Genomic DNA, 14,677 nt, shown 5'->3' on the forward strand with positions numbered 1-14,677 from the left:
GCGCCGTGGACAAGAGCGTGGCCAGCCAGGCGGCCGGGGCCGTCGCAGACCGTGACGACGCCGGCAGCGTACCGGCGCCCGTGGCGGTGCCGCCGGCCGGGGAAGAGGTCAACCTGGACGCCAGCGACAACTACTTCAACCGGGAGCTCAGCCAGCTGCAGTTCAACTACCGGGTGCTGAAGCAGGCGCTGGACCCCACCCATCCGCTGCTGAACCGGCTGATGTTCTGCTGCATTTTCAGCAGCAACATGGACGAGTTCTTCGAAATCCGCGCCGCTGGCCTGCGCCAGCAGATGAAGTACGGCCGGGAAACCGTGGGTGCCGATGGCATGATGCCGGAGCAGGTGCTGGCGGAAATCAGCCGGGTGGCCCACGAGTACATCCGCGAGCAATACGACATCCTCAACAACGTACTGATTCCGGAGATGGAGCAGCAGAACATCCACTTCGTGCGCCGGGCGGACTGGACGCCAGCCCAGGCCGATTGGGTGCGCAACTACTTTGACGAGGAAATCCTGCCGGTGGTCAGTCCGATCGGGCTGGATCCCTCGCACCCGTTCCCGCGCCTGGTGAACAAGAGCCTGAACTTCATTGTGGAACTGGACGGTAAGGATGCCTTCGGCCGGGAAACCGGCATGGCCATCGTCCCTGCGCCCCGCTCACTGCCCCGGCTGGTGCGATTACCGGACGAGATCTGCAGCGGTGGTGAAAACCTGGTATTCCTGTCTTCGATGATCCACGCCCACGCCGACGAGCTGTTCCCGGGTATGGAAGTGAAGGGCTGCTACCAGTTCCGGCTGACCCGGAACGCTGACCTGGAGCTGGAGGACGATTTGGAAGACCTGGCCTCGGCCCTGCGTGGTGAGCTGTTGAGCCGCCGGTTCGGCGACGGCGTGCGGCTAGAGGTGGCGGACAACTGTCCGCAGGAGCTGATCCAGTTCCTGCTCACCGAGTTTGGCCTGACCGACCGGGACCTGTACCAGGTGCACGGGCCGGTGAACCTGACCCGGCTGATGGCGGTGGGCGGCCTGGTGGATCGGCCGGACCTGACCTACACCGGTTTCTCGCCGGCCATTCCCCGGCAGATCCGCAGCAAGGAATCGATGTTCGACGCCATTCGCAAGCGGCCGATCCTGCTGATGCACCCTTACGAGAACTTCAGTCCGGTGGTGGACCTGCTGCGTCAGGCCGCCAAGGACCCTCACGTGCTGGCCATCCGCCAGACCCTGTACCGCACCGGCGTCGATTCCGAAATTGTTGAGGCGCTGGCGGACGCTGCCCGTCGGGGCAAGGAAGTGACTGCGGTGATCGAGCTGCGGGCCCGGTTCAGCGAGGCCGAGAACCTGGAGCTGGCCAGCCGGCTGCAGGAGGCCGGGGTGATCGTGGTGTACGGTGTGGTGGGCTACAAGACCCACGCCAAGATGATTCTGGTGGTGCGCCGGGAAGAAGGTCGCTTGCGCCGCTACGTGCACCTGGGCACCGGCAACTACCACGCCGGCAACGCCCGCCTGTACACCGATTACAGCCTGTTGACCTGCGACGAGTCCATTGGCGACGACGTCAATAAGCTGTTCCAGCAGCTGACCGGCATGGGCAAGGCGCTGAAGATCAAGAAGCTGTTCCACGCGCCATTCACCCTGCACGCCCGTCTGATCAGCCTGATCGAGCGGGAGGCGGCCCTGGGGGAGCGCGGTCACATCGTGATGAAGTTCAACGCGCTCACCGAGCGACAGGTTATCAAGGCCCTTTATCGGGCCTCACAGGCCGGCGTGCGCGTCGATCTGATCGTCCGGGGCATCTGCTGTCTGCGGCCGCAGGTGCCGGGGCTGTCCGACAACATCCGGGTGCGGTCAATCATCGGGCGCTTTCTGGAGCACACCCGGCTGTACTATTTCGGCAACGACGGCCGGCCGGACATTTTCTGCTCCAGCGCCGACGGTATGGAGCGCAACCTGCTGCACCGGATTGAAGTGGCGTTTCCGATCGATGACCCGGTGCTGGTGGCCCGGCTGCGGGAGGACCTGGACACCTACCTGGCGGATAACTGCCAGTCCTGGGAGCTGCAGGCGGACGGCAGTTATGTGCAGAATCAGCCGGCGGAGGGCGAGGAGCGTGTGGCGGCCCAGCTGGTGTTGCTGGAGCGCCTGGCGGGCAACGGCTGAGGCGGGGCGGTCAGGCCTCGCCGGTCAGCCGGCGGTATTTGTCCATCAACTGGTCCCGGGTTTCCGGGCGTTCCGGGTCCAGCGGAATGCAGTCCACCGGGCACACCTGCTGGCACTGGGGCTCGTCGAAGTGGCCCACGCACTCAGTGCATTTGTCCGGATCAATCTCGAAAATCTCCTCACCGGCGTAAATGGCGCCGTTCGGGCATTCCGGTTCGCACACGTCACAGTTGATGCATTCGTCGGTAATCATCAGCGCCATGGGTGTTCCCTCAGGCCGGGTTGAACTTGGCGGTCAGGGCGGCCACTACCGCCGGATCCACAAACTCGGACACGTCGCCGCCGAGGGAGGCAATCTCCCGGATCAGGGTCGACGAGATGTACGACAGGTGGTTGGCGGGGGTCAGGAAAATGCTCTCCACCTCCGGCGCCAGCCGGCGGTTCATGTCGGCGAGCTGGAATTCGTACTCGAAATCGGACACCGCCCGAAGCCCCCGCAGAATCACATTGCCCCCCTGTTCCCGCACGAACTCCGCCAGCAGATTGCTGAATCCGGTGACGGACACGTTGGGCATGTGGGCGGTGGCCTGGCGCACCAGGTCGCAGCGCTCGTCGAGGTTGAGCAGCGGCTGCTTCTTGGGGTTGTAGGCGACCGCCACCACCACTTCGTCAAACAGCCGGCCGGCGCGCTCAATGAGGTCGGTGTGGCCGTTGGTGATGGGGTCGAAGGTGCCGGGATAAATGACTTTGGTGGGCATGGCTGGCTCCTGTTCCGAGACCGCCATGATAGCACACTTGGCCCGGCCCTGAAGGCGTGACGGGCGGCCCGGCACCTGGGCCGAGCCGCTCGTCTGAAGGGGGCAGGAACCCCGTCGCCGTCAGCGGATGAACAGCTTGTACACCATCTTGTGCATGGCGGTGCCGTGGGGCGCGTAAACAAACTTGCCGCTGTTGAACTTCTGCTTGCTGAAGATCGCCCGCTGGTGGGAGAACGTCAGGAAGCCTTCCTGGCCGTGGTAGTGGCCCATGCCGGAATCACCGACGCCGCCGAACGGCAGGTCGTCCTGGGCCACGTGCATCAGGGTGTCGTTGATGCACATGCCGCCGGAGTGGGTCTGGGCGACCACGTGCTCCTGCTGGCGACGGTCGTAGCCGAAGAAGTACAGGGCCAGCGGGCGCGGGCGGTCGTTGATGTAGCCGATGGCCTGGTCGAGGCTGTCGTAGGTCACCACCGGCAGCAGCGGGCCGAAAATCTCGTCCTGCATCACTTTCATGTCGTCGGTCGGGTTCAATACCAGGGTCAGCGGCAGCTTGCCGCTGCCATCGGCCAGGTTCTCCCGGGCGGGGTTGACCTCGATCAGCTCGGCGCCTTTGGCCCGGGCGTCGTCCAGATAGCCCTGGAGGCGTTGGTACTGGCGCTCGTTGATGATCGCGGTGAAGTCGTCGTTGTCCCGCAGGGTGGGGTACATATCGGCAAACTGGCTGCGGAATTCATCCACAAACGCCTGCACCCGGTCGCTCGGGCACAGCACGTAATCCGGTGCCACGCAGGTCTGTCCGGCGTTGAACGCCTTGCCGAAGGCCAGGCGTTGGGCCGCGTCGGCCATGGGCACGTCCGGGGAAATGATGGCCGGGGACTTGCCGCCGAGTTCCAGGGTCACCGGCGTCAGGTTCTCGGCGGCGGCGCGCATCACCAGCTTGCCAACCGACGTGGAGCCGGTGAACAGCAGGTGGTCAAAGGGCCGGGCCGAGAAGTCCGCCGCCACATCCGCTTCACCGTTGATGACCGCTACGAGGTCTTCGGGAAAGATGTCCTCAATGAGTTCTTTGAACAGGGCGGAGGTGTGCGGGGTGAACTCGGACATCTTGATCATCACCCGGTTGCCGGCGGCGAGTGCCGCGACCAGGGGGCCCACGGCCAGGTACAGGGGATAGTTCCAGGGCACGATGATGCCGACGACGCCCTTGGGCTGGTAATGCACGCGGTTGCTGGCGGGCTGGAACAGCACGGACACATGCCGGCGGGAAGGCTTCATCCAGCCCGAAAGGTGTTTGACGGCGTAGTTGACGCCCTGCACCGAGGGCATGATCTCGGCGATCAGGGACTCATCCCGGGACCGGCAGCCGAAATCACGGTCAATGGCGTCCAGCAGGCGTTCCTGGTGGGTCAGCAGGGCGCGCTTGAGGCGCTTGAGGTTTTCCTGCCGCTCGGCCAGGGACGGCATCGGGTTGTTCCGAAACGCCTGCTTCTGGGCCTCGAACACGCGATGGGTGTGCTGGATGTGCTTCTTGCTCTCGGTGAGCTGGACAACGGTGGCGGACATGGCGTTTCCCTCCGGCAACCGGCGCGGGCCGGCAGCGTCATGAATGGCCGGCGCTGGCGCTGGCCATAAAGTGAACAGTTTGCATTGGACGGTATTATTAGAGTATATACTCTAGGGAGTCAAGCAGGGCCCGATGGCCAATCGGGCCAGCCACGCCCCGGATTCACTCAAGTGCCAACCACATCATGAAGACGCGCGACAAGATACTCCTTGCCAGCCTGGAGCTGTTCAACGAACGGGGTGAACGGAACGTCACCACCAACCACATTGCGGCGCACCTGGCGATCTCGCCGGGCAATCTGTATTACCACTTCCGCAACAAGTCCGACATCATCTACGAGATCTTTCTCGAGTATGAAAAGCTCGTGGACTTCTACCTGGATATTCCGGGCAGCCGGGCGCTGACCCTGGAGGACCTGACTTTCTACCTGGAATCGGTGTTCGACGGCCTCTGGAGCTACCGATTCTTCCACCGGGATCTGGAATACCTGCTCGACAGCGACCCGAGGTTGCGCCGGGACTACCGGGAGTTCACCAACCGCTGCCTCGGCGCCATCCGCCAGATTTTTGAGAAGATGGCCGAGGCCGGGATTATCGAGCATCAGCCGGTGGAATTGCGGGAAGCCATGTCCCTGAACGTGTGGCTGGTGATTACCAACTGGATGGCGTTCCTGAAAACCGCCCATGCTCTGGATGACGACAACAGCCTGACCCTCACCGAGCTGAAGCAGGGCATCTACCAGGTGCTGACGCTGGAGGTTCCCTATCTGACCCCGGCCTACCGTGAGCGGGTAATGGCGTTGCGGGAAAAGTACCGTCCGGTGATGATGCAAGCTGAGGCTTGATTAAAATTTGATCGATCCGGGAACTTCGGCGGACGACGTCAGTCTCAGAACTAGACGCGGGAATCCGGACATTCCTGGCGTCTCCTGAGTGAGTTCTCAGGTTTTAGCACGTCGCAAACCCTGACGTTTCACCGGCCTGTTCCATCAGGCCGGTTTTTTTGTCGGGTCGCCCGGACTTCAGGGTGTATCGATCCAATCGCTGAGGGCCTGGCGGCACTCTTCAACGCCTTGCTTGCTGGTGGCGGAAAACAGCATCAGGTGCTCCAGGCACTGGTACGCCTTCAGGGCGCGGCCAATCCCCAGCAGGGCCGTTTTGGCCTGCCCGAACTTCAGCTTGTCGGCTTTCGTGGCCAGGATCATCAGTGGCAGCTGGTTGTGCTCGCACCAGTCCACCATCATCTGGTCGAAGTCCGTCAGCGGATGCCGGATGTCCATCACCAGCACCAGCCCGCGCAGGCAGCGCCGGTCGTTCAGGTAATGGCCCAGGTGCTGCTGCCAATCGTCTTTCATGTCCCGCGATACCCGTGCGTAACCGTAGCCCGGCAGGTCCACCAGCCGGCAGCCGTCCCGGTTCAGGGAAAAGAAGTTGATCAGCCGGGTGCGCCCGGGCGTTTTTGATGTGCGGGCCAGTTTGCCGTTGGCGGTAATGGCGTTCAGGGCGCTGGACTTGCCGGCGTTGGAGCGGCCGGCAAAGGCGATTTCAACCCCGGCGTCGTCCGGGCATTCGTTCAGCCGGGAGGCGCTGATCAGAAAGCGGGCGCTATTGAACGACACCGGCTTTTCCGGGGTGTCCAGGCTGTCGGGGGTGTCTGTGTTCTCGGTGCTCACGTGCGGGAGATTCCTTGTGGCCTTTCGGGCATGGCTGGTGCGCGTGGTTGGGCAGCGGGCGGCTCGTTGCCGCATTGGGGGATCGCTGAGCGTCATCTATAATGCTACAACAAATCACGGGCAAACGCCCCGCAAGCACGGCAGGAGGCGCAGACGGTATGAAACAGCCCATGGCAGGGTACCTGTTGATGCTGCTGGCCGGGACCTCGTTGGCGGCGACCCCGGGCGGTGGCGATCCGGTGGCGGGGGAATCAAGCGCCGCGGTATGCGCCGGCTGTCACGGCCAGGGCGGTGCCGCCCCGACGATGGGCCTTTACCCGAAGCTGTCCGGCCTCGGGGAGGCCTATCTGTTCCGGCAACTGCAGGCGATCCAGTCTGGCCAGCGTGAGGTGCCCCAGATGACCGGGCTGCTCAATGGGCTGTCCGAGGCGGATCTGCGGGATCTGGCGGCGTACTTCAATGAACAGCCGATGACCGTCGGCCAGGCCAGTCCGGATACCGTGGAACGGGCTCAGGCCCTGTACCGTGGCGGCGATCTGAAACGCGGCATCCCGGCGTGCAGCGCCTGCCACTCGCCCAACGGTCAGGGTAACGGGCCGGCCGGCTTCCCCCGCCTGGGCGGGCAGAGCGCTGAGTACCTGGCGGCTCAGCTCAAGGCCTATCGCAGCGGCGAACGGGCCGGCAGCGCGCAAGCGTCCATCATGACGGACATCGCCGGCAAACTCACCGATGACGACATTGCCGCCTTGGCCAATTACCTGTCCGGCCTGCACTGATCGGTCCGCCGTGGGCAGCCCGGCGATGTGTCGCCTTACGATCCCGTAATGCGTCGATTTGGCGGGCGCATGGAACTTTGCCGCCGGCGTAGGTCATAATCGGCGCATATCCGATAACACCAGAATTCAACAAGGGGATACCCGGCATGATGAATGCAGTACGCACGGCGATTGTAATGGTCTTTGCCCTGATGCTCTCCGGCGTTGCCAGCGCCCAGGAAGCACCGTTTCAGGAAGGTAAGGACTACCTCAAGCTGAGCACGCCGGTGCAGACCCAAAGCGATAGCGGCGTCGAAGTGGCGGAAGTGTTCTGGTACGGCTGCCCCCACTGCCTGCGGTTCAAGCCCCAGGTGGAGGCCTGGGCCAAACAGGCGCCGGACTACGTGAATTTCGTGCTGCTGCCGGCGGCCCTGGGTAAATCCTGGGAACCGCATGCCCGAGCCTTTTACGCGCTGGAAGCCATGGATGCCCGTACGCAGGCCGTGCACGACGCGCTCTATGAGGCCCTGGCCGGCGAACACAAGCCCCTGAACGACGGCGAGTCCCTGGCCAAGTTCCTGGGCACCCAGGGCGTGGATGCCGAGGAATTCCTGAAGAACTACAACAGCTTCGGTGTGAACACCATGCTGCAGAAGGCCCAGGCCAAGGTGCGGGGCGCGCGGATCACCGGCACGCCGACCATGCTGGTGGCCGGCAAATACACGATTACCGCCTCCCAGGCCGGCAGTTTCGAGAAGATGCTCCAGGTGGTGGACTATCTGGTGAAAAAGGAGCACGAGGCCCAGGCGCAGTAAGCCGCTGGGCGGTGCCTGTGGGACTTCGGGAGCCGGCCTGAGCGGGCTGAGTAAGGAACCGCGCCCATGTACAAGCGTCTGCGCAAGCAGTTCAGTGACTGGAACAACCCGGAGCCGGCTGCCCGAGGGCGCTGCTCCGGGTTGGATCACGTGCCCGCGTTCGAGCCCCACCGGCACCTTCGCCTGCTGACCTTCAATATCCAGGTTGGCATCAACACGTCCTCCTATCGGCACTACCTGACCCGGAGCTGGCAGCACCTGTTGCCGCACCGCAACCGCATCGACAACCTTGATCGCATCGCCCGGCTGATCAGCGGCTACGACGTGATCGCCCTGCAGGAATGTGACGGCGGCAGCCTGCGCAGCGCCTACATCAATCAGGTGCAGTACCTGGCGGAGGCGGCGGGCATTCCTTATTGGTACCAGCAGCTCAACCGCAACCTGGGGCAGATCGCCCAGCACTCCAACGGCCTGCTCAGCCGGTTTCGTCCTCTGGACGTGACCGAGCACCGCCTGCCGGGGCTGATTCCCGGCCGGGGCGCGATCATGGCCCGCTACGGCGCCGAAGAAGACCCGCTGGTGCTGGTGCTGATGCACCTGTCCCTGAGCCGCGCGGCCCAGCAGCGCCAACTGGGGTATATCCGGGAGCTGATCGACGGCTACCGGCATGTGGTGCTGATGGGGGATATGAACAACCACGCCGAGGAACTGCTGACCAATACCCCCCTGAGGGAGACCGATCTGGTGCCCCTGCCGGACACCGCCCACAGTTTCCCGAGTTGGCGGCCAGAGAAAGCCCTGGACCACATTCTGGTCAGCCCCAGCCTGGAGATCCGCCGGTCGGAGGTGGTGAGCTACCCGGTGTCCGATCACCTGCCCATCGCCATGGACGTGGCCCTGCCCAAGGGGTATCTGGAGACCTTCTGAGTGCGCTGAACGTCGTGATCCGGTGGATTTCGGGCACAAAAAAACCTGGCCGTAGCCAGGTTTTTTTGTGGATGCCCGATCAATTACTTGATCTTGGCTTCTTTGTACGCAACGTGCTTGCGGACGACCGGATCGTACTTTTTGATCTCGATCTTTTCCGGGGTGTTACGCTTGTTCTTCTTGGTCGTGTAGAAGTGACCGGTACCGGCAGAAGAGACCAGTTTGATTTTCTCGCGCATGATGCGGCTCCTTAAACTTTCTCGCCGCGGGCACGAAGATCGGCCAGCACAGCGTCAATGCCTTTTTTGTCGATGATGCGCATGCCCTTGGTGGATACGCGCAGCTTCACGAAACGCTTCTCGGACTCAACCCAGAAACGGTGGTTCTGCAGATTCGGCAGAAAGCGACGACGGGTGTGGTTCATCGCGTGGGATACGTTGTTACCGGTGACCGGACGCTTACCGGTAACCTGACAAACTCTGGACATACTTGCCTCCGACCTGAGCAATGGTCTCTGTACTTAACGAATTCGTTTACCTGCGTCTCTGGTTGCCGGGGAACCGCCAGGTTCCTCGTCTGCGCCACATACACGGAACACCGCGCCATGCACACGGGACGCTGCTTGCCAGACGCCGCCAGAAAGGGACGCTTTTATACCAGAACACGCCCCCCAACGCAAAAAATTGTTGGGAAATTGGCCAGCCCGCTACATCAGTCCCCGTTCCGCCAGGGATATTACCTCACCGTGGCCCACCACCATATGGTCAAGAACACGGATATCCACCAGCCCCAGGGCCTCTTTGAGCCGCTTGGTGAGCGAAATGTCGGCCTGGCTGGGTTCCGCCACGCCCGATGGGTGGTTGTGGGCAAAGATCACCGCGGCGGCGTTGTCCTCCAGCGCCTGGCGCACCACCTCCCGGGGGTAGACGGCGGCGCCGTCGATGGTGCCCCGGAACAGCTCCCGGTACTGGATGACCCGGTGGCGGTTATCCAGGAACAGGCCGGCGAACACCTCGTGGGGGTAGGTGCCCAGCCGGCTGGTGAGAAACCGGCGGGTGTCTGCCGGCGAGCGCAGCGGATCGCCCTGGCGCAGCGGCTCGTCCATGACCCGTCGGGCCATTTCCAGCGCTGCCTGCACCTGAGCGTATTTGGCGGTGCCCAGGCCGTGGACGCTGCAAAACTGGCGTCGGGACGCGCTGAGCAGGCCCCGAAGCCCGCCAAACTCCGCCACCAGGCGGCGGGCCAGGGCCATCACTGGCTCGCCGGCGGTACCGGTGCGCAGGAAAATGGCCAGCAGTTCGGCGTCGCTCAAGGATTCCGGGCCATGATTCAGCAGGCGTTCACGGGGTCGCTCGTCCCTTGGCCAGGGGGAGGCGGTGCGGGCGGTGGAAGAAGTCATCGGGCGCTCCTTGCGCGGGTACCGGCGGCGCGTCCTGCGCCAGCCTTCCGTGGGTGATGGCGGGACGCCATCGTGGTTACAAAGCTTACTTTAAAAAGTAACATTCGGTAAACGATCGACCCGCACCGCCGGCTGTGCAGGCTGGCCGGCCGTGCTATCTTATAAGCCTTTCATTTTATGGAATTACGGGACCGCACTATGCGCACAACCGGTGCCAAGCGAATTCTCCTGGGCGTGACCGGCGGCATTGCCGCGTACAAGAGCGCCGAACTGGTGCGGCTGTTGAAAAAGGCCGGCTGTGAGGTGCGGGTGGTGATGACCCGGGGCGCCGAAGCGTTCGTGACCCCGCTGACCTTCCAGGCCCTCAGCGGCGAGCCGGTTCGCACCTCGCTGCTGGACCCGGAGGCCGAGGCTGGCATGGGCCACATTGAACTGGCCAAATGGGCGGACCGGGTGCTGGTGGCGCCGGCGTCCGCGGATTTTCTCGCGCGGCTTGCCCATGGCCTGGCGGATGACCTGCTGACCACGGTGTGCTGCGCCACCGAGGCGCCGATTGCGGTGGCTCCGGCGATGAACCAGGCCATGTGGCGCAATGCCCGCACCCAGCGCAATCTGGCGCTGCTGGAGGCGGATCCCCAGATAACGGTCTGGGGCCCAGACCAGGGGCAGCAAGCGTGTGGTGACACTGGCCCGGGGCGCATGCTGGAGCCTGCTGATCTGGCCACACTCGCGCTGGCAGAAGACCGTGGTACCGGCGCCAATACCTCTGCCGGCCCCCTGGCCGGACGTCGGGTCGTGATTACCGCCGGCCCGACCCAGGAACCGATCGATCCGGTGCGCTACATCAGCAACCACAGCTCCGGCAAGATGGGGTACGCCCTGGCCGACGCCGCCCGTCGGGCCGGCGCCTCGGTCGTGCTGGTGAGCGGCCCGGTGGCGCTGCCGGCGCCGGGCGGCGTGGACGTGCGCCCCGTGGTTACCGCCGAGGACATGCTGACCACCACCCTGGCCGCGATCGACGAGGGCTGTGACCTGTTTATTGCCACCGCCGCGGTCGCGGATTACCGCCCGGATGCTGTCGCCGGGCAAAAGCTCAAGAAAAGCGCTGAGGCGATGTCGCTGTCTCTGGTGCGTAATCCGGACATCCTGGCCACCGTCGCGGCCCGGCCGGACGCGCCGTTTACCGTTGGTTTCGCGGCGGAAACCCACGACGTAGCCCGCTACGCCATGGACAAACTGGCGCGCAAGAAGCTGGCGATGATTGTCGCCAATGACGTATCCCGCCCCGATATCGGCTTTGGCAGCGATCAGAACGCGGTCACGGTCTTCTGGCCGGATGGCCAGATGGCCCTGGGACCGGCCCCGAAAACCGACCTCGCGGACCAACTGGTCACGCTGATTCGTCAACGCCTGGATAACGCCTCATGACTCAGAAAACCCTTCAGGTCCGTGTGCTGGACGACCGCATCGGCACGTCGCTGCCGTTTCCCACCTACGCCACCGAAGGCTCCGCCGGCCTGGACCTGCGCGCCTGCCTGCCGGAGCCGCTGACCCTGGCGCCGGGGGAGACCGCGCTGATTCCCACGGGGTTGTCGGTGCACATTGCTGATCCGTCCCTGGCGGCGATGATCCTGCCCCGCAGCGGCCTGGGCCACAAACACGGTATTGTTCTCGGTAATCTGGTGGGGCTGATTGATTCCGATTACCAGGGCGAGCTGATGGTGTCCTGCTGGAACCGGGGCAACACCACCTTCACGGTGGAGATCGGCGAGCGCATTGCCCAGATGGTGCTGGTGCCGGTGGTGCAGGCGCAGTTCGAGATTGTCGACGCCTTCGACGCCAGCGATCGGGGCGAGGGCGGATTCGGTTCCACCGGCACCCGCTGAGCGGTGCCGTCTATACTTTTGCCAGACCCCGGGAACGGGGGCCGACACAACAACGACGGGATGGATCATGAAGCTGGGAAGAAAAAAGGCCTCGGCCGACCAGGCCGCAGACGCCGCCGAATCGGCGCCGGACCGCAAGAATAAACCGGCCAAGGGCGGCAAGCGCGGGGACGACAAGCCCTCCGGTCCCCGCCGCCGGTCCCTTGCCGCGGTGGCTACCAGTCAGGCGCTGGTGGTCCTTCTGGCGGCGGTGGTGTCGTTGGCGCTGGTCTATGTGCTGGTGGTTCAGCCCGCCGGCCGGAACGCGGCCCAGGCCCGGGCGAACCTTGAGCTGTCAGCGGCCACCCAGCGCCTGAACCAGGCCCTGGACCTGATGGTACGCGGCGTCAATGGCCTCGCGGCCCAGGCGCGGGTCCGGGACGTGCTGGTGAACGGTGATGATCCGTCACCCCTGGCCGCCGACCTCGCCGGCGTGCTGCCGGGCGCCCGGGCCGCCTACCTGTTCAGTCGGGATCGCCTGCCCCGTTCGGTCGGTAGCGAGAGCCTGCTGGGCTTCTCCGGTCTGGAGCTGGCTCGCCGGGCCGCCACGGGCCAGAAAGTGTCGCCGGAAGCGGTGCCCAGGGACGGCACCTGGTATCTGCAGATGGCCGCACCGGTGCAAGACCCATCCACCAAGGTCCTTCAGGGCAGCCTGGTGGTGGTGTTTGACGCGTCCGTGCTCAACCCTCTGCTGTCTCCGATTGAAGGCGGCCAATTGGCCCTGCTGCAATCCGCCTCCGGTACGACCCGGGTTGTTGCCGGCAAAGGCAACAACCCGGGTAGCGCCCTGACTCGCGCGCTGAGCACCCCGGACTGGTCGGTCAGCTACACCCCGGCGCCGACCACCGGAGCGTCCGTGTCATCGGTGTTGCTCGGCCTCCTCGTCGGCGTGCCCGGCCTGCTGGCGGCGGTGTTGGTTTGGCTGCTGATGAGCCGGGCCCAGAGCGGCCTGCGCCAGGACGTGACGGGCCTGACGGCCTGGTCCCACAAGGCATTTGGCGGCGAGCGAACCCGCCTGCCGGAGTTCCGTTGGGATATGGTGGCCTCCCTTGGCGAGGTGCTGTCCCGGCTGGCGCAGGTGGTCGACAAACGGGTGACCAAAGCCGCCGAAAGCGCCCGGCCCAAGCCGGGCCGGAGTGCTCCGGCCGCGCCGGCGAGCCCCGAAGAACCCCTGTTCCAGGACAAGGACCTTCCGGACATCGACATGCTTGATGGCGATGAGGACGTGCTCGGCTTCGGCGGCGGCGCCGACGGTTTTGGCGGCGATGACGTGCCTGACGTATCGGAAACCGAAGCGCCGCCGGTGTCGGTGGCGCCGGAGATTTTCCGGGCCTACGACATCCGGGGCATTGTGGGCGAGACCCTGACCGTGGACGTGGTCCGGGTGATCGGCCAGGCCATCGGCAGTGAGGCGGTGGCCCGGGGCGTGGATACCCTGTGTGTCGGATATGACGGTCGTCACTCCAGCCCGGAGCTGGCCGACGCGCTCGCCAGGGGCCTGCTGGCCACCGGCTGCAACGTGATCGACATTGGCGCCGTGCCCACGCCGGTGCTGTACTTTGCCACCCACGAGTTGGCCACCGGCTCCGGCGTCATGGTGACCGGCAGCCACAACCCGTCCAATTACAACGGCCTGAAAATCATGCTCGGCGGCGAGACGCTGTCGGGCGACGCCATCCAGAAACTGTACCAGCGCCTCCAGACCGCCGATCTGGTGCAGGGGCAGGGCGATCGTTCCGCCGAGGACGTGCGTCGCCGCTACCTGGACCGGATCGTCGGCGATGTGGCCGTGGCCGCGCCCCTGAAAGTGGTTGTCGATGCCGGTAACGGCATTGCCGGCGAGCTCGGCCCCATGCTGATTGAAGAACTGGGCTGCGATGTCACGCCGCTGTTCTGCGAGGTGGACGGTGACTTCCCCAACCACCACCCGGACCCCGGCAAGCCGGACAACCTGGCGGCGCTGATCGAGCGGGTCCAGCGGGACGGCGCGGACCTGGGCATCGCGTTTGACGGCGATGGCGACCGGGTGGGGGTGGTCACCAACACCGGCAAGATCATCTGGCCGGACCGGTTGCTGATGCTGTTCGCCAGGGACGTGGTGTCCCGCAATCCGGGGGCGGACGTGATCTACGACGTGAAGTGCAGTCGCCGCCTGGCCACCGTGATCACCGAGGCTGGCGGCCGGCCGATCCTCTGGAAAACCGGGCACTCGTTCATGAAGGCCAAGATGAAGGAAACCGGCGCGCTGCTGGCCGGCGAAATGAGCGGCCACATCTTTTTCGGCGAGCGCTGGTACGGATTTGACGACGGTCTTTACGCCGCCGCCCGCCTGCTGGAAATTCTGGGCATTGAAGACCGCCACTGCGACGAGGTGTTCGAGGACTTCCCGGAGGACATCAGCACGCCGGAGCTGAACCTGGCGGTGACTGAAGCCAGCAAGTTCACCATCATGGAGCGGCTGGCCGCCGACGGTGACTTTGGTGAGGGCAACGTCAGCACCATTGACGGCATCCGGGTGGATTACCCGGACGGCTGGGGCCTGTGCCGGGCCTCCAACACCACGCCGGTGCTGGTGCTGCGTTTTGAAGCGGAAACCGACGAGGCCCTGGCGCGCATCCAGGACGTGTTCCGCCAGCAGCTGGCCAAGGCGGCACCGAACCTGAACATCGATTTCTGATCGGCCCGGCCGGTCGTTCC

Annotated in this window: 15 protein-coding genes; 8 read left to right on the forward strand and 7 right to left on the reverse strand. The window is 64.6% G+C overall.

Annotated elements, in window-relative coordinates; genetic code table 11:
• Positions 1-5: 5 nt before the first annotated feature.
• Positions 6-2,162 (forward strand): polyphosphate kinase 1, encoded by a 2,157-nt coding sequence (gene ppk1, locus V3388_RS01235; protein WP_442915594.1) that lies wholly within the window; start codon positions 6-8, stop codon positions 2,160-2,162.
• Between the two features lie 10 nt (positions 2,163-2,172).
• On the opposite strand, the gene V3388_RS01240 is transcribed toward ppk1, so the two are convergent.
• The 3 genes from V3388_RS01240 to V3388_RS01250 form a co-directional block, all read right to left on the reverse strand.
• Complete coding sequence (locus V3388_RS01240) at positions 2,173-2,424, reverse strand: YfhL family 4Fe-4S dicluster ferredoxin (protein WP_336365700.1); 252 nt, start codon at positions 2,422-2,424, stop codon at positions 2,173-2,175.
• Positions 2,425-2,434: 10 nt separating this feature from the next.
• Positions 2,435-2,920, reverse strand: a complete 486-nt coding sequence (gene coaD, locus V3388_RS01245; RefSeq protein ID WP_336365701.1) for a pantetheine-phosphate adenylyltransferase — start codon at positions 2,918-2,920, stop codon at positions 2,435-2,437.
• A 120-nt stretch (positions 2,921-3,040) separates the two neighbouring features.
• Positions 3,041-4,486, reverse strand: coding sequence for a coniferyl aldehyde dehydrogenase (locus tag V3388_RS01250; RefSeq protein WP_336365702.1), 1,446 nt, complete (start codon positions 4,484-4,486; stop codon positions 3,041-3,043).
• 185 nt (positions 4,487-4,671) lie between these two features.
• Between V3388_RS01250 and V3388_RS01255 the strand changes: the two genes are divergently transcribed.
• Positions 4,672-5,331: a TetR/AcrR family transcriptional regulator gene (locus V3388_RS01255; RefSeq protein ID WP_336365703.1), complete on the forward strand. Its 660-nt coding sequence runs from the start codon at positions 4,672-4,674 to the stop codon at positions 5,329-5,331.
• Between the two features lie 177 nt (positions 5,332-5,508).
• On the opposite strand, the gene yihA is transcribed toward V3388_RS01255, so the two are convergent.
• Complete coding sequence (gene yihA / locus V3388_RS01260) at positions 5,509-6,159, reverse strand: ribosome biogenesis GTP-binding protein YihA/YsxC (protein WP_336365704.1); 651 nt, start codon at positions 6,157-6,159, stop codon at positions 5,509-5,511.
• A 158-nt stretch (positions 6,160-6,317) separates the two neighbouring features.
• On the opposite strand from yihA, the gene V3388_RS01265 reads away from it, so the two are divergent.
• The 3 genes from V3388_RS01265 to V3388_RS01275 all read left to right on the forward strand — a co-directional run bounded on the left by V3388_RS01265 (position 6,318) and on the right by V3388_RS01275 (position 8,656).
• Positions 6,318-6,935 (forward strand): c-type cytochrome, encoded by a 618-nt coding sequence (locus V3388_RS01265; RefSeq protein ID WP_336365705.1) that lies wholly within the window; start codon positions 6,318-6,320, stop codon positions 6,933-6,935.
• A 146-nt stretch (positions 6,936-7,081) separates the two neighbouring features.
• Entirely contained in the window at positions 7,082-7,729 is a 648-nt protein-coding gene (locus tag V3388_RS01270; RefSeq protein ID WP_336365706.1) for a thiol:disulfide interchange protein DsbA/DsbL, read from the forward strand.
• Positions 7,730-7,795: 66 nt separating this feature from the next.
• On the forward strand, positions 7,796-8,656 hold the full coding sequence (locus tag V3388_RS01275) for an endonuclease/exonuclease/phosphatase family protein (RefSeq protein ID WP_336365707.1): 861 nt from the start codon (positions 7,796-7,798) through the stop codon (positions 8,654-8,656).
• A gap of 83 nt (positions 8,657-8,739) precedes the next feature.
• Here V3388_RS01275 and rpmG read toward each other — a convergent pair whose 3' ends face one another.
• The 3 genes from rpmG to radC all read right to left on the reverse strand — a co-directional run bounded on the left by rpmG (position 8,740) and on the right by radC (position 10,055).
• On the reverse strand, positions 8,740-8,895 hold the full coding sequence (gene rpmG / locus V3388_RS01280; protein ID WP_008173465.1) for a 50S ribosomal protein L33: 156 nt from the start codon (positions 8,893-8,895) through the stop codon (positions 8,740-8,742).
• An 11-nt stretch (positions 8,896-8,906) separates the two neighbouring features.
• On the reverse strand, positions 8,907-9,143 hold the full coding sequence (gene rpmB, locus V3388_RS01285; RefSeq protein ID WP_011786975.1) for a 50S ribosomal protein L28: 237 nt from the start codon (positions 9,141-9,143) through the stop codon (positions 8,907-8,909).
• Between the two features lie 219 nt (positions 9,144-9,362).
• Positions 9,363-10,055 carry a RadC family protein gene (radC, locus tag V3388_RS01290; protein WP_336365708.1) on the reverse strand — a complete coding sequence of 231 codons (693 nt, stop codon included), beginning with the start codon at positions 10,053-10,055 and terminating at the stop codon, positions 9,363-9,365.
• A gap of 198 nt (positions 10,056-10,253) precedes the next feature.
• On the opposite strand from radC, the gene coaBC reads away from it, so the two are divergent.
• The 3 genes from coaBC to V3388_RS01305 all read left to right on the forward strand — a co-directional run bounded on the left by coaBC (position 10,254) and on the right by V3388_RS01305 (position 14,657).
• The gene (coaBC, locus tag V3388_RS01295; RefSeq protein ID WP_336365709.1) at positions 10,254-11,483 is read left to right on the forward strand and encodes a bifunctional phosphopantothenoylcysteine decarboxylase/phosphopantothenate--cysteine ligase CoaBC; all 1,230 of its coding nucleotides are present in this window, start codon (positions 10,254-10,256) and stop codon (positions 11,481-11,483) included.
• A complete protein-coding gene (dut, locus tag V3388_RS01300) occupies positions 11,480-11,941 on the forward strand; it encodes a dUTP diphosphatase (RefSeq protein WP_336365710.1) in 462 nt (153 codons plus the stop codon). Before coaBC ends, dut begins: the two co-directional genes overlap by 4 nt.
• A gap of 67 nt (positions 11,942-12,008) precedes the next feature.
• On the forward strand, positions 12,009-14,657 hold the full coding sequence (locus V3388_RS01305; protein WP_336365711.1) for a phosphomannomutase/phosphoglucomutase: 2,649 nt from the start codon (positions 12,009-12,011) through the stop codon (positions 14,655-14,657).
• Positions 14,658-14,677: the final 20 nt, after the last annotated feature.

It is taken from the genome of Marinobacter sp. C2H3 (assembly GCF_037080155.1).
Taxonomy (GTDB): Bacteria; Pseudomonadota; Gammaproteobacteria; order Pseudomonadales; family Oleiphilaceae; genus Marinobacter.

Bases quoted from the DNA above. Each gene is read 5' to 3' on its own strand.
- V3388_RS01305 (WP_336365711.1), top strand. From the start codon at position 12,009: ATGAAGCTGGGAAGAAAAAAGGCCTCGGCCGACCAGGCCGCAGACGCC.
- V3388_RS01270 (WP_336365706.1), top strand. From the start codon at position 7,082: ATGATGAATGCAGTACGCACGGCGATTGTAATGGTCTTTGCCCTGATG.
- V3388_RS01265 (WP_336365705.1), top strand. From the start codon at position 6,318: ATGAAACAGCCCATGGCAGGGTACCTGTTGATGCTGCTGGCCGGGACC.
- coaD (WP_336365701.1), bottom strand. From the start codon at position 2,920: ATGCCCACCAAAGTCATTTATCCCGGCACCTTCGACCCCATCACCAAC.
- rpmB (WP_011786975.1), bottom strand. From the start codon at position 9,143: ATGTCCAGAGTTTGTCAGGTTACCGGTAAGCGTCCGGTCACCGGTAAC.
- dut (WP_336365710.1), top strand. From the start codon at position 11,480: ATGACTCAGAAAACCCTTCAGGTCCGTGTGCTGGACGACCGCATCGGC.
- radC (WP_336365708.1), bottom strand. From the start codon at position 10,055: ATGACTTCTTCCACCGCCCGCACCGCCTCCCCCTGGCCAAGGGACGAG.
- V3388_RS01240 (WP_336365700.1), bottom strand. From the start codon at position 2,424: ATGGCGCTGATGATTACCGACGAATGCATCAACTGTGACGTGTGCGAA.
- coaBC (WP_336365709.1), top strand. From the start codon at position 10,254: ATGCGCACAACCGGTGCCAAGCGAATTCTCCTGGGCGTGACCGGCGGC.
- V3388_RS01275 (WP_336365707.1), top strand. From the start codon at position 7,796: ATGTACAAGCGTCTGCGCAAGCAGTTCAGTGACTGGAACAACCCGGAG.
- rpmG (WP_008173465.1), bottom strand. From the start codon at position 8,895: ATGCGCGAGAAAATCAAACTGGTCTCTTCTGCCGGTACCGGTCACTTC.
- V3388_RS01255 (WP_336365703.1), top strand. From the start codon at position 4,672: ATGAAGACGCGCGACAAGATACTCCTTGCCAGCCTGGAGCTGTTCAAC.
- V3388_RS01250 (WP_336365702.1), bottom strand. From the start codon at position 4,486: ATGTCCGCCACCGTTGTCCAGCTCACCGAGAGCAAGAAGCACATCCAG.